We start from the raw sequence: 11,942 nt of genomic DNA, 5'->3' as shown, positions 1-11,942 counted from the left end.
GGCTTCACGGATTCAGGTCTTACTGACAGTGCTAAGACTTTCTTAAATTGGGTGCTCGCTGGAGTTAGCCAACATTAAAGGGCGCCAGTGGTTTTTACTCTTATTAGTCTATTTTTCTTATATTAACTTCCCAAATAATTATTGGTTATTAGCGTTTATAGTAAGCCTTTTTAATGAGGCAGGTGAAGTATTTGACAAATACCCAAACGTTAGTAAATAGCAGCGCAAACAGAGGCGCCTGCCGCAGATTGCGAGATATGAAACGATTCAATAAGCATTGCCTGTTGCCAAAAGGTGATTAGTAGGCATCAGAGTCATAAATTAAAATAACCATTCTGACTAATTAATATTAATTGGCTTCTTATTTGCCATTGTTGAATGAGCAATATCAACAAAAGCATCGACAAATATCAGGTTTAAACTCTCTTAATCCTCTTTTACTCTGTTACCAAAGGTTTCAAAAGTATATTTTTTGTGAATTTTGGTATCTGGGTAGTGCCTGGTTCACCCAATTCCACAGGCGTAAAACCATGATTGTGAAACAGGTGAGAGATAAGCAGCGGCGTGAGCAGAGGGGCGATGATTACCATAAAGGTAACGTCGATGCATGCCTAGCTAAGTATGCCAAATACAAGGCAAACCTCAAGGCGGTGGCCATGCTGACTAAGGGCGTCTCGACGTTATTCATCACTGGTTTCATCGCTAGCGCGTGGGCACAGGAGAGTTTGCCTGACGATAGCTATCACCGAGTGTTCACTACCAACTACCGTGCCGCCTCTCTCATCGACGGCCGCTCCCTTAGTAATGTTCAGGGGGCCATCAACGTCAACATGGCGTCAGGTTACGGCAATCTGCAGAGCAATTCCGGTGTTATTGCCATAGGAGACAATGCCTTGGCTAACAACATCGTGGTGCAGATAGCCGCTTTGAACAATCGCCTCGAGCCCGAACAAGCCAGTGCAGTGATCAAAGATCAAGCACTGAACCAAGCGGTGGGCTGGATATCCGTCAACCAAGCGGCGGGGCAATCAAATGTGCAGAGCAACACCTTGAGTGTAGCGCTGGGCATAAGAGGCAGCTCCTTGGCCAGCGAGTCGCTGAGCCAAGTGCTGCCTCGAACGCAGGAGCTGACAGAAGAGGCGGAGGACAATGCGTCGTCGCGGCGGGTCGAGATTGAGAAGTCGGCCTTTGCGGGGTCACGTGGCGTCATCCAAGTAAATCAGTCGGCTGGAATGGGCAACGCTACCGGGAACCATGTCGGTATCCGTATGACATCCGGTGCTCTCAGGTAGTAACGCCTTCCTTAATCAAGAGCAAGACTTGCAGTTTCATTCAGGAGAAAGGCAATGAAAACGTTTGCAAAAGCACCTCTCGCAGTTGGCTATCGCAGCACTTCTCGCGGCTCCTTATGCGCTGGCGGAATACAACGGTAGCAATGATTTCGACACCGATGCCTATCTGGATGTGGATGTCGAAAACGATATCTCGGTAGCACTTGAGCATAGTGTTGCAAACTCAATCGAGGTAGGCGTCACTTTTGAAATGGAAGCCGCATCAGCAGATAACTTCGCTGCAGCCACCATCGATCGTAAGCAGTTTACCGATGACAATGCCGTATATTCGGACAAGAGTGTGAATAATGCCGGAGTTACAGGCTCCAGCAATAACGCTACCGGTAATATTGGCATTAACGTGGCGTCAGGCGATCTCAATAAACAGGCCAACGATACATCAATTGCAAGCGGTAATGCAGGAGAGGAATCTGGTGTAGAAAGTATGCTGTTTGGTGGTCGTCATGACGGTGGTAACGTGGCGGTAATGGCGGTGGCAACGGCGGAGGTGATAACGGTAATAATGATGCCTTGATGGTGTTTGCCAAGGCAGCTACCTACTCCATTCAGTCCTCCTCCAATAACAGCTATGACAACGATGGCACTACGAACAGCGCTGTGATTGACAATTCGATGAATAATGTTTCGGGTAACATCGGTGTTAACGTTGCCTCTGGAGCAGGAAATGTTCAGAACAATGCCATGACGCTAGCGGTAGGCCAGGGTAGCTCCGCGGAAGCAACGACTGGTGGCGTTCAGGTATCCTACAACAACGTCTCCGACAATGACCTTTATGCGGCTAATGTCGGACCGTTTACCGTCTCCGTTGCGAACAATACAAACAATGCCGTACTGAACAATGCACTGGCTAGTGCTGCCGGTAACGTCGGCGTCAACATCTCCTCAGGTAACGGCAACATGCAAAGCAACACCCTGTCCATCGCTCGCGCTCAGTAAGCGGTACCGGGGATAAGGCCCGGCCCGCTGTGCGGGCCGGGTTTTTCTAATCAGGTTGCTTGGCAGGGAAATCGGTATGAAAACCTTTGCGATAGCGCTGCTCAGCCTCGCTCTTACTGCTGGTAATACACTGGCCACCCAACGGGCAGATGCCGCAACAATCCGGCTGGGAAATGTGTTGCCTGGCACCTTAGTAACCAAAGAGGTGCAGTCGATTCGGGAACGTCGCTTTGAAAACCTTATCGCGCAGGAAACGGACTTTTCCTGTGGCGCGGCATCCCTGGCAACCATTCTCAAGTATGCCTACGGCTGGTCAGAGGTGACTGAGGTGGATGTGCTTGAAGGAATGTTTGCGGTTAGTGATCCCGAGATGGCGCAGCGCATGGGGTTTTCTCTGCTTGATCTACGCAATTATGTGGAATCGGTTGGCTTGCGTGCTAGGGGCTACGAGATTGAGGGGGATGCCCTGGATGCCGTCTCTATTCCTGTCATTGTGCTGCTTAATCTCGCTGGTTATCAACACTTTGTAGTGATGAAAAAGGTAGTAGGGGACCGTGTTTATATTGGTGACCCCGCGCTGGGTAACAAAGTCATGAATCGTTCCGAATTTCTCGATGCTTGGAACAACATCATCTTTGCAGTCATCGGTGAGAATTTTGACACCCATACGGTGTTGCTAGACCCGGCCCAGCCGTTAACGGCACGCCGACTAACAGATGTTTTCTCCCCGGTGCCCAAGCAGCAATTACTGGATTTTGGATTTCGCCATGCTGAAGTGTTCTGACCGCTTGGTGCAATGATCATAAGGATGAAAGCATGAACGGGCATGAAAGTAAGCGGTGCCACGGCAAGATGACTGTATCGGCTGCTCGGCGCATCTTTGATAATGGCGTTTACGCCGCTGGCGCAGGCGGCAACCACTGCATCTACAGACTTCAGCGATTCAGCTTTTCAGAATGGTAGGCAGCTGGCGGATCATGAATTAGCACAGCTGCGCGGTAAAGCGGTCAACAGTCGCGAGATCCTCTTTTTTGGCGTGGAAATGTCGACGCGCTGGCAAACCTCGGCAGGTGAGGATATTCATGCCCGGGCGAATCTAGGCTTTGATATGGCAGGAGGCCAGCCTACACCTCAATTCTCCACTCATATTACCGCTACCACGCCAGAAGCGTATGCGGCTTATCAACAAGCGATGAGCGATACGACCCCAGTGCTTGATGGTGGCAGTTTTAATGCTGAGGGGGTCGTACAGCTGGTACAAGCAGGTGGAGACTTCAATAGTGCCAATAACGCCTTCTGGGTGGATGTAGGGCAAGACGTAGCAAACAGCAACCACCAGCCAGCCAACGAAAAACTGATAGAAACCACACCGGGCGGTGCCCAAGTGACCATTGGCAGGCAGGCCGGTGGGCTCGGAATGATGCTGTCCGTACCTGGTGCAGGCGTGGTCAGCCAGGAAATACGCTCAAGCCGCGGACTTCATCAATCTATCCAACTCATCAGTGACCACCAGCAAATCAGTAATATGACGCGCTTGAATGTTCAGCTGGGAAGTAGCTCCGAAGCTGGGTTTAACCATGAGTTCAAACACTTATTGAACTCAGTCCGTTCACTGGAACACTTGTAGCAAGGCTAGATCTGATCTCTAGGTAAAAGCCCCAGCATCGCTGTATTGCTAGGCGTTTAAACGGTGTAGCACCTTCTCGATGACAACCTATTAAGTATCGACTGACTACGCAGCTCTCAATTTTGAGGGCTGCCCTCCGCCTTGCTGACTTCCTGCAGCAATATGTGCTAAGCCAAAATTAGCCCCTAATATGTCCTGATAAATCAGTTCGACATGAATGCTGATCTATGCCTATTGAGTAGGCGCAGAAACTGATCTCAAAAAAACCTAATTTTTTGTAGAGCCTTCGCTAGACTGCAATCTTAATCAAACAGTATGACGAGAGTCGTCAATCTTTTTCATGCTTATTGTGTCAAGACTATTGCTTGAAAGGCTGTCGAAAGGTATCAAGAAGTCTAGCCTTTCTTCGCGAGTGGAGAAGTGAAGGCAAAATGCTCGTAACGAGCTCATATTCAAGGGAGGCAATAATGCCGGAACACAAATCGACAAACCAGATGCAGTCTGCCGGTTACCAACTTTCGCTCTCGTTACTGCTTCTCGCTGCCGCGAGTATCTCGCCGGTAGCGATGGCACAGGACGCCAATGAAGAAGTTGTTCGAGATGCCCAGCCCAGTCAAAGCGTTCGGGACGTTCTACGCGAGGAGCATGCTCTGTTCTCTGATCGGTTAACGATTGAGCCAGGAATCAGCTACTCCTACTCCGACCGCAGTGACTTGGCCCTAAGTGGGTTCTTGGCGCTGGATGCGATCTTTCTCGGCAATATCAACGTCGATACGATAGAGAGCCACACCACTACATTCGACTTGAATACTCGTTACGGTGTAACAGACCGTTTAGAGATAGAACTCATGCTCCCCTATGTCTACCGCAGCAGCCACTACGAGACTATTGGTGCTGGTGGATCAACAGGCGGGTTGGTTGAAGAAACCGTCAGCCAGGGCGACCTGGGGGATATTAGCGCCGGGCTGTATTATCGTCTCTTACCTGAGACTGAATCCCGGCCCGATGTTGTCTGGAATTTCTCTGTTCGGGCACCTACTGGTAAACACCCTTACGACATCAGAACGAATACGAGGATTGTGGATGCAGGAGAGGGTGAAACTGAAAACCTCTCGGTGCCGACCACTCTCCCTACCGGTAACGGTGTTTGGGGCGTAGGCACTGGCCTATCGTTTCTTAAAACCATCGACCCCGCCATTATCTTCGCTAATATTGGCTACACCCATAACATCAAACGAAGCTTTGACGATATCAACTCAAACGATCAGGTAGTGCCCGGTGAAGTGAATCTTGGCGATAATATCCGCCTAGGGTTTGGGACAGCCTTCGCATTGAACGAGCGATTTAGTCTCTCTATGTCGTTTACTCATCAGCACGCTCTGGCAACAAAAGTTACCGCTAGTGGTGGGCGTGAGCAAACGATAATTGGCAGTAGCGCTAATGCCGCCTCTGTAAATTTTGGTGCTACTTATGGCCTATCAGACTCCACGTCGATTGTTACCAGTATTGGTATCGGCATGACGGACGATGCGCCAGACTTTACCCTCGATTTCCGTATGCCTTTTCAGATCTAAACAGGTGTTATGCCCCTGTGCCACAGGCACAGGGGCTGCCCTAGACTTTTTCATACGCTAGGCCAACCACTACGCTAATACCTAACTTACCCTAAAAGGACACCCCCATGTTTACCGGCCTGAGTGCATTTCCGTTAACCCCCATGAATGAGCAAGGCATCAACGAGCAGGAATTTACCCAGCTAGTGGCGCGCTTGGCGCAGGCGCAGGTGGATTCCATCGGCGTGCTGGGTTCTACCGGTAGCTACGCTTATTTAAGCGTGGAAGAGCGGGCGCGGGTGGCCAAGCTGAGCGTGGAGAGTGCGGCGGGGGTGCCGGTGGTGGTAGGCATTGGTGCGCTGCGCATCCGCGATGTGCTGGCCAATGCTGAGCACGCACAGCAGGCTGGGGCTGGCGGCCTGCTGTTAGCGCCTGTTTCGTACCAAAAGCTGACTGATGACGACGTGTTTAGCCTGTTCAGCACCGTCAGCCGCGCCATTAGCGTGCCGCTGTGCGTGTACGACAACCCCGGCACCACGCACTTTACGTTCAGCGACGAGCTGCACGGGCGCATTGCCGAGTTGCCCCAGGTGCGCTCAATTAAAATTCCGCCAGTGCCCTACAACCTAGAAGACGCCAAAGCTCGCGTGGCGCGGCTGCGGGCGCTGATTCCTAATGATGTGACCATCGGCATCAGCGGCGACCCCGCCGCCGCGACGGGCCTGTTGGCAGGCTGCGAGGCGTGGTATTCGGTGATGGGCGGGCTCTACCCAGAACTAGCGCTGGCGCTAACACGCGCCGCCCAAGCGGGCGACGCTGAACAGGCTCAAGCCCGCTCAGACGCCTTAGCACCGCTATGGGCGTTGTATCACGACTATGGCGGCAGCCTTCGGGTAGCGGCGACCATTGCCGAACTCACTGGTCGCGCCAGCGCACCTTGCTTGCCCCAACCCCCGAACACCCTGCAAGGGGAAGCTCGTCAACGGGTGGCAGCGGTGATCGAGGCACTGGACCTTCACTAAATCGCATCAAGCAAAGCGCACGTGGCTAAAGCACTTGCGCACGGCGCCGCAGCCAGTTGTGAACAAACTCCAGCTTGCGCAGCGCCACTTCGGAAAGCACAAACGGGTAGAGATCCGACAGCCCCATCGAACGGTTTACATGGTTTACGCCTGCCACTAAGGATGCCGCAATATGAATCAGCCGCTCTGAATCCGGTTCAGCGTAGGCATCCCAATTATGGTCATCCGGTAGCACGGGCGAGGTCATGCCCGACGACACAAAGCTATCGGTGATATCGGTTAAGTGCAGCAGGTGCGAAGTGGTTTCCGCCCAATCCTCATGGGGGTGAGAAGAGGCGTAGGTCGACAGAAACCGCGTTTGCCAATCCGCAGGCGGGCCGTTTTCATAGTGGCGCTGCAGCGCTGCCGGGTAATCCTCCCGCTCATCGCCAAACATCTCGCGGAAGTCATCCAGAAAATCCTTCCGCAAGCTAAGGCGCCACCACAGCATATGAGCAATTTCATGGCGCATATGGCCAATCATGGTGCGGTAAGGTTCATCCAACGCCTCTTTACGAGTGGTGCGTAGCACGGCATCAGCTTCCGCCACGCTAATCGTCACCACGCCACCCACGTGCCCCATGGGGACAGGCGTACCGCCTTCCGCCAGCATATGAAACACCGGCGGCGCGCCGGGGTCTTCCGGGCGAAACCAGTGCCAGCGGCCTAGGTTATCAATTACCCAGCGCTTGGCTGCCTCGGTTTGCGCCCAGTTGGGTATCGCATCGGAAATGGCAGGGTCCGGGGCTAGGGCGGTCATCGCGCAGGCGCGGCAGAACTCGCCATGCTTGGGGGCAATCCAGTTACAGCCAATCACTTCACGATTGGCACAGAAGGGCGGCATGGGAATAAACGCCCGTGCCTGGGGGTCGTAAGCCACCGGCACACCATCCGCCGTGACCAGGTTATCAAACCAGAGTGAACCGGCACCGACCGGATTAGAAAAAACACGCATAGGTCGGGTATCTCAAGAGAAACGAAGCTTCAGTCTAGGAGCCGAGGCCTGCCTACGCCAATAGCGATTGAGATACCCGGCCAATTAAGCGCTACGCTACCGGAACCGTGCCGCCATCAATCACAAACTCCGTGCCCGTGATTGAGCCTGCCAGCGGCGAGGCCACGAACGCAATCAGGTTCGCCACTTCCGCCGGGGTAGAGGGCCTGCCCAGCGGGATGCCGCCCAGCGCGCCCATGATGATCTGCTTGCCGCCCTCGTAATCGGTGCCCGCCTGCTCGGCCAGACGCTCCGCCAAGGCAACGGCGGCTTCCGTCTCTATCCAACCCGGTGAGACGCGCACCACCCGCACGCCTTGTGGCGACACCTCCTTCGATAAACTCTTGCTATAGGTCGAGAGCGCCGCTTTGGCCGCCGCGTAGGCGGTGGTGGATTCCGGCAAAGGCAGCTCCCGCTGAATAGAAGTCACGTGAACGATTACCCCTTCACCCTGGGCTAGCATGCCCGGCAGCAGGGCGCGGTCTAGCCGCACGGCGGGGAACAGGTTCAGGTTCAGCTCCTGCTGCCACTCGTCTTCACCCAGGGCCGCAAAGCCGCCAGCCGGGGCGGATGAACCGCCCACCACATGCACGATGATATCCACACCGCCCATGCGCGCCTTCACGGCTTCCGCCACTGTCGCGCAGCCTTCGGCCGTGGTGAGATCGGCGGCGACGAACAGCTCTTCAGGCAGAGCCTCGGGGCGGTTGCGGGCGGTGGTTAACACCTGGGCGCCCTCTTCACGAAACAGCGCCCCCACCGCCGCGCCCGCGCCTTTACCCCCACCCGTGATCAATACGCGACGGCCGCTAAGCTGCAGGTTCATGGGGTAATCTCCAAGCTTTGAATGCGTTCATCGGCCAGTTCGATATGGTGAAACAGCTGCACCGGGCTACCGGGAAAATCGCCGGTCACGGTGGTGGTAATCACCATCTTGTCGCCATCACGAGAGACGTCAGTGGGCTCCACGTGGTACTCAAACTGGCGGCGGGTGCCGCGTAACCAGGCACGAATGGCGGCAATGCCCTGGTGGGTTTGCCCTTCATCCACCACGCGGGCATCGGCGGTAAAGCACTCCGCCAGTGGGGCATCATCCGCGCCGTTGCTAATGTCGATATAGGTGGCAATGGGAGTAGAGAGTGACACGCTCATGGTAAGCCTTCCTCATCGTGGTTGCTGTACGAGGATCTTCTGCTTAGGCTTACCGATTATCAAGAACGCACAAAAAGGTAAGTGGCTTACCCATGAGAAGGATTTACACGCCCACTAGCGCGGCCAGCGGAGTGGAAGATGTATTAAAAATGCTGGAAGGGCGCTGGAAGTTGATTATTCTCTTCCACCTCTTCGACGGTAACGTGCAGCGCTTCTCCGATTTTGAAAAGCTGTTCCCCGGCATCTCGCAAAAGATGCTCGCCCAGCAACTGCGGCAACTGGAAGCCGATGGCATCGTGGCGCGCAAGGTGTACCCGCAAGTGCCGCCCAAAGTGGAATACCGCCTAACCGAGTGGGGCCAAGCGCTCTGCCCCGCGCTGGATGCGCAGCTGAAATGGGCCGAGCAGAAAGACGTGTTTCACCTCACCGAACACGCGGACGATGCCAGCGCCTGAGCCTCGCCAGCGCCCACGGCGGCGCTCGCCAGTCGCCAAGGCTGCCCTGGCTCAGTATCATCACCGCTCATTTACCACAGAAGCCACTGCTTATGTCTTGCCCGCCATGCCCCCGCTGCCAGTCGGAATTCGTCTACCAGGATCAACGCCTGTTCATCTGCCGTGAATGCGCCCACGAATGGAACCCTGAAGAAGCCGCCGCCGAAGAGGCTGTGAACGTGGCAGATGCCCACGGCACGCCGCTCGCCGAAGGCGACAAGGTTACGCTGATCAAAGACCTCAAGGTCAAAGGCAGCTCCCAAGTACTCAAGATCGGCACCAAAGCCGTCATCAAACGGCTAAAAGAGGGCAAAGACCACCAGCTAGACTGCAAAGTAGACGGCGCAGGCGACATGATGGTGACCGCACAGTTTGTGAAAAAGGCCTGAAGCAGTCGTTCTGTCTTATTAGCTGTACAGGTTTGCGAGCAACGGCTAGACTTGTACCCTAAATAGTACATGTGAGGCGTGTATGAAAATTGTGTCTTTTACAGAAGCGAGGAATGGCTTAAAAGCCGTGCTGGATGGCGTCGTTAATGATGCGGATACCACCGTGATCACGCGCAGGGATGCTGAAGATGCCGTTGTGATGTCGCTGGATTATTACAATAGCCTAATGGAAACAGTGCACCTGCTTCGTTCGCCTAAACATGCTGAACACCTTAACCGCTCAATAGCGCAATATCGTGCTGGCCAAACAAGCGCACGAGAGTTAATGGATGAGTAGTCAGCGACTGTTGTGTTGGACAGATGAATCTTGGAACGACTACGTCTATTGGCAAGCGCAGGATAAGAAAACCCTTAAGCGCATTAATAAGCTGATAAACGATGTAAAGCGCTCTCCCTTTGAAGGAATCGGCAAGCCAGAGCCCTTAAAAGAAAACCTAGCGGGCTTTTGGTCTCGACGTATAGACGATACTAATCGGCTTGTTTATGCAGTCGATCACCACGCGATCACTGTCATTTCTTGCCGCTATCACTATTAGCCCGCAACTGAATCGGCCCCGAGAGTGAGCCAGCAGTGGGAGGTGACTTTAGCCCGCGACTGTGCCTGCACCCAGCCAGCTAAGTGGAAAAAATGACAGCTACCACACCAGCCCCCATCACCATCGCACTCGCCCAACTGCCTGTCAGCAAAGCGGCGGTAGACGACCACCTCCAAAGGCACCTAGCTTACATAGAACGCGCCGCCGCGCTGAAGGCCAACGTGGTGGCCTTTCCCGAACTCTCGCTCACCGGCTACGAGCCGGCGCTCCTCAGCCGGCTGGCCATGCCCCGCGACGATGCCACCATTTGCCGCCCTCACCGCTGCAGCCGTAGCCAATAACACGGTGGTAATCGCAGGCTGCCCACTGCACAACCCGAACGGCAAGCCCTACATCGCAGCGGTGATCTGCTTCCCCAACGGCGAACACACCTTCTACCTAAAGCAGCACCTTCACGAAGGGGAAGATGTTTACTGTGCCCCCGGCACTGAAAGTGGCCTAATCAACGTTAACGGTACACGCATCGCCCTGGCCGTTTGCGCCGACTTCACCCACTCCATACACGCCGCTACTGCAGCCAAACAGCAGGCGGACGTATATCTCGCCAGCGCGCTGATCTCCCCACGTGGCTATGCCAACGATGCCGAGCTGCTCGCCACCATCGCAAAGCGCCACCAACTGCCGGTATTGCTCGCCAACCACGTTTCCAACACGGGCGGCTGGCAAACCTGTGGCAATAGCGGCGGCTGGAACGCAGCAGGGGAGTTAAACGTGCAAGCCAGCGGCACCCAACCCAGCTTAGTGCTGTGCCGCATTCATTACGGTGGCATAGTAGTAGCGTGGAAGTGATGACTAACTTACATAGCTAAGTATGAGTTACCGACTAAAAACTAATCCGGTAAGGTGGGCTTAACCTAAATTAACTGCTAGTCTCGAAGCATTAGAGCGAACAACGCCGCAGGGACAACACGATGCAGGATGCCCGCATAACGCTTCACCCTAGCCAGCAGCGCATGCAAGTGCGGGCGGATGGCGTTCTGTTAGCCGACCCCACCGATACCCTGGAACTCCGCGAACCCGGCTACCCGCCGCGCCACTACTTCCCACGTAAAGACGTGCGGATGGACTTACTTACTGTTTCGGAAACGACCACTTATTGCCCGTTTAAAGGGCATGCAGTGTATTTTTCGCTGGGTGAGCGACGGGATATTGCTTGGAGTTATGAGGAGCCGATGGAAGAGGTTGAGGCTATTGCGGGTAGGGTGGCGTTTTATTTGGTAGTGAATAAATGATGGCTTTCAATCCCGAGCGGATATCACGGCAGGAGCGGAATGCTGCCTATTTATGCTTAATTTATTTTGACTTAAATAGGTTGGTATGTGAGTTAAAGGAAATATAAGTTGAATGCAAGTGCCGCCGGTTTCACTCAGATTATGTCGCAGGCTATACAAGAATTGTTACATGTTTTCAACCATAAAAACCCAGCTATAACTAAAAAGTTTTTAATATGAATGATGAAAAAATTAGAAATCTACTGACCAAATGTTGATTCTTTAATTAAGCATACTTGTCATTTTACGTTTGATTTAAGTAAGCCGGAGGGTAAAACCCATAAAGGTGTGTGCGTAAATTATACAGACATGCAAGAAAGAAGAAGTGATTTTTTACGGGAGTTAAAAAACACAGTATGTAGTTGGGTTTATGGAAAAGATAAATATAACGATCTTTTTAAAAAAGAATTAGAGAAAAGAGGCTATGACTATCAAAATCCTGAATCCGTGAAGCCGG

At 53.5% G+C, this 11,942-nt stretch carries 17 protein-coding genes; 14 read left to right on the top strand and 3 right to left on the bottom strand.

Features of this window, described 5'->3' with window-relative positions; translation table 11 throughout:
* Positions 1–530 precede the first annotated feature (530 nt).
* The 7 genes from B4967_RS04065 to B4967_RS04035 all read left to right on the top strand — a co-directional run bounded on the left by B4967_RS04065 (position 531) and on the right by B4967_RS04035 (position 6,490).
* The gene (locus B4967_RS04065) at positions 531–1,292 is read left to right on the top strand and encodes a hypothetical protein (RefSeq protein WP_083023737.1); all 762 of its coding nucleotides are present in this window, start codon (positions 531–533) and stop codon (positions 1,290–1,292) included.
* A gap of 64 nt (positions 1,293–1,356) precedes the next feature.
* Entirely contained in the window at positions 1,357–1,866 is a 510-nt protein-coding gene (locus tag B4967_RS04060) for a hypothetical protein (RefSeq protein WP_083023735.1), read from the top strand.
* The gene (locus tag B4967_RS04055; protein WP_083023734.1) at positions 1,866–2,288 is read left to right on the top strand and encodes a hypothetical protein; all 423 of its coding nucleotides are present in this window, start codon (positions 1,866–1,868) and stop codon (positions 2,286–2,288) included. Before B4967_RS04060 ends, B4967_RS04055 begins: the two co-directional genes overlap by 1 nt.
* 76 nt (positions 2,289–2,364) lie before the next feature.
* Entirely contained in the window at positions 2,365–3,072 is a 708-nt protein-coding gene (locus B4967_RS04050) for a C39 family peptidase (RefSeq protein WP_083023733.1), read from the top strand.
* Between the two features lie 102 nt (positions 3,073–3,174).
* Positions 3,175–3,915, top strand: coding sequence for a hypothetical protein (locus B4967_RS04045; protein ID WP_083023732.1), 741 nt, complete (start codon positions 3,175–3,177; stop codon positions 3,913–3,915).
* A gap of 467 nt (positions 3,916–4,382) precedes the next feature.
* Complete coding sequence (locus B4967_RS04040) at positions 4,383–5,489, top strand: hypothetical protein (protein WP_243470315.1); 1,107 nt, start codon at positions 4,383–4,385, stop codon at positions 5,487–5,489.
* 107 nt (positions 5,490–5,596) lie between these two features.
* Positions 5,597–6,490, top strand: coding sequence for a dihydrodipicolinate synthase family protein (locus tag B4967_RS04035; RefSeq protein WP_083023731.1), 894 nt, complete (start codon positions 5,597–5,599; stop codon positions 6,488–6,490).
* 25 nt (positions 6,491–6,515) lie between these two features.
* Here B4967_RS04035 and B4967_RS04030 read toward each other — a convergent pair whose 3' ends face one another.
* The 3 genes from B4967_RS04030 to B4967_RS04020 form a co-directional block, all read right to left on the bottom strand.
* A complete protein-coding gene (locus tag B4967_RS04030; RefSeq protein ID WP_083023730.1) occupies positions 6,516–7,484 on the bottom strand; it encodes a zinc-binding metallopeptidase family protein in 969 nt (322 codons plus the stop codon).
* A gap of 91 nt (positions 7,485–7,575) precedes the next feature.
* A complete protein-coding gene (locus B4967_RS04025; RefSeq protein ID WP_083023729.1) occupies positions 7,576–8,349 on the bottom strand; it encodes an SDR family oxidoreductase in 774 nt (257 codons plus the stop codon).
* A complete protein-coding gene (locus tag B4967_RS04020; RefSeq protein ID WP_083023728.1) occupies positions 8,346–8,675 on the bottom strand; it encodes a nuclear transport factor 2 family protein in 330 nt (109 codons plus the stop codon). Before B4967_RS04020 ends, B4967_RS04025 begins: the two co-directional genes overlap by 4 nt.
* Before the next feature lie 92 nt (positions 8,676–8,767).
* Here B4967_RS04020 and B4967_RS04015 point away from each other — a divergent pair, with 92 nt between their 5' ends.
* The 7 genes from B4967_RS04015 to B4967_RS03990 all read left to right on the top strand — a co-directional run bounded on the left by B4967_RS04015 (position 8,768) and on the right by B4967_RS03990 (position 11,446).
* Positions 8,768–9,130 (top strand): winged helix-turn-helix transcriptional regulator, encoded by a 363-nt coding sequence (locus B4967_RS04015; protein WP_083023727.1) that lies wholly within the window; start codon positions 8,768–8,770, stop codon positions 9,128–9,130.
* Between the two features lie 92 nt (positions 9,131–9,222).
* Positions 9,223–9,558 (top strand): zinc ribbon domain-containing protein YjdM, encoded by a 336-nt coding sequence (locus B4967_RS04010; RefSeq protein ID WP_083023726.1) that lies wholly within the window; start codon positions 9,223–9,225, stop codon positions 9,556–9,558.
* Between the two features lie 82 nt (positions 9,559–9,640).
* A complete protein-coding gene (locus B4967_RS04005; protein WP_083023725.1) occupies positions 9,641–9,895 on the top strand; it encodes a type II toxin-antitoxin system Phd/YefM family antitoxin in 255 nt (84 codons plus the stop codon).
* Positions 9,888–10,154 (top strand): Txe/YoeB family addiction module toxin, encoded by a 267-nt coding sequence (locus B4967_RS04000; protein WP_062372655.1) that lies wholly within the window; start codon positions 9,888–9,890, stop codon positions 10,152–10,154. Before B4967_RS04005 ends, B4967_RS04000 begins: the two co-directional genes overlap by 8 nt.
* Before the next feature lie 92 nt (positions 10,155–10,246).
* Complete coding sequence (locus tag B4967_RS20070; RefSeq protein ID WP_279384648.1) at positions 10,247–10,495, top strand: nitrilase-related carbon-nitrogen hydrolase; 249 nt, start codon at positions 10,247–10,249, stop codon at positions 10,493–10,495.
* On the top strand, positions 10,452–11,003 hold the full coding sequence (locus B4967_RS03995) for a carbon-nitrogen hydrolase family protein (protein ID WP_279384647.1): 552 nt from the start codon (positions 10,452–10,454) through the stop codon (positions 11,001–11,003). The genes B4967_RS20070 and B4967_RS03995 overlap by 44 nt, the downstream gene beginning before the upstream one ends.
* 122 nt (positions 11,004–11,125) lie before the next feature.
* Positions 11,126–11,446, top strand: coding sequence for a DUF427 domain-containing protein (locus B4967_RS03990; protein ID WP_083023724.1), 321 nt, complete (start codon positions 11,126–11,128; stop codon positions 11,444–11,446).
* The last annotated feature ends 496 nt before the right edge of the window (positions 11,447–11,942 follow it).

The organism is Vreelandella lionensis (genome assembly GCF_002087295.1).
Taxonomy (GTDB): domain Bacteria; phylum Pseudomonadota; class Gammaproteobacteria; order Pseudomonadales; family Halomonadaceae; genus Vreelandella; species Vreelandella lionensis.
The sequence above is the reverse complement of the archived record's forward strand: the minus strand, read 5'-3'. Positions and strand labels throughout refer to the sequence as shown.

What these genes read in the sequence shown, in the direction of transcription:
- B4967_RS04065 (WP_083023737.1), top strand. Translation starts at nt 531, where the DNA reads ATGATTGTGAAACAGGTGAGAGATAAGCAGCGGCGTGAGCAGAGGGGC.
- B4967_RS04000 (WP_062372655.1), top strand. Translation starts at nt 9,888, where the DNA reads ATGAGTAGTCAGCGACTGTTGTGTTGGACAGATGAATCTTGGAACGAC.
- B4967_RS03995 (WP_279384647.1), top strand. Translation starts at nt 10,452, where the DNA reads ATGCCACCATTTGCCGCCCTCACCGCTGCAGCCGTAGCCAATAACACG.
- B4967_RS04055 (WP_083023734.1), top strand. Translation starts at nt 1,866, where the DNA reads ATGGTGTTTGCCAAGGCAGCTACCTACTCCATTCAGTCCTCCTCCAAT.
- B4967_RS04015 (WP_083023727.1), top strand. Translation starts at nt 8,768, where the DNA reads ATGAGAAGGATTTACACGCCCACTAGCGCGGCCAGCGGAGTGGAAGAT.
- B4967_RS04045 (WP_083023732.1), top strand. Translation starts at nt 3,175, where the DNA reads ATGGCGTTTACGCCGCTGGCGCAGGCGGCAACCACTGCATCTACAGAC.
- B4967_RS04005 (WP_083023725.1), top strand. Translation starts at nt 9,641, where the DNA reads ATGAAAATTGTGTCTTTTACAGAAGCGAGGAATGGCTTAAAAGCCGTG.
- B4967_RS04050 (WP_083023733.1), top strand. Translation starts at nt 2,365, where the DNA reads ATGAAAACCTTTGCGATAGCGCTGCTCAGCCTCGCTCTTACTGCTGGT.
- B4967_RS04030 (WP_083023730.1), bottom strand. Translation starts at nt 7,484, where the DNA reads ATGCGTGTTTTTTCTAATCCGGTCGGTGCCGGTTCACTCTGGTTTGAT.
- B4967_RS04040 (WP_243470315.1), top strand. Translation starts at nt 4,383, where the DNA reads ATGCCGGAACACAAATCGACAAACCAGATGCAGTCTGCCGGTTACCAA.
- B4967_RS04020 (WP_083023728.1), bottom strand. Translation starts at nt 8,675, where the DNA reads ATGAGCGTGTCACTCTCTACTCCCATTGCCACCTATATCGACATTAGC.
- B4967_RS04010 (WP_083023726.1), top strand. Translation starts at nt 9,223, where the DNA reads ATGTCTTGCCCGCCATGCCCCCGCTGCCAGTCGGAATTCGTCTACCAG.
- B4967_RS04035 (WP_083023731.1), top strand. Translation starts at nt 5,597, where the DNA reads ATGTTTACCGGCCTGAGTGCATTTCCGTTAACCCCCATGAATGAGCAA.
- B4967_RS03990 (WP_083023724.1), top strand. Translation starts at nt 11,126, where the DNA reads ATGCAGGATGCCCGCATAACGCTTCACCCTAGCCAGCAGCGCATGCAA.
- B4967_RS04025 (WP_083023729.1), bottom strand. Translation starts at nt 8,349, where the DNA reads ATGAACCTGCAGCTTAGCGGCCGTCGCGTATTGATCACGGGTGGGGGT.
- B4967_RS20070 (WP_279384648.1), top strand. Translation starts at nt 10,247, where the DNA reads ATGACAGCTACCACACCAGCCCCCATCACCATCGCACTCGCCCAACTG.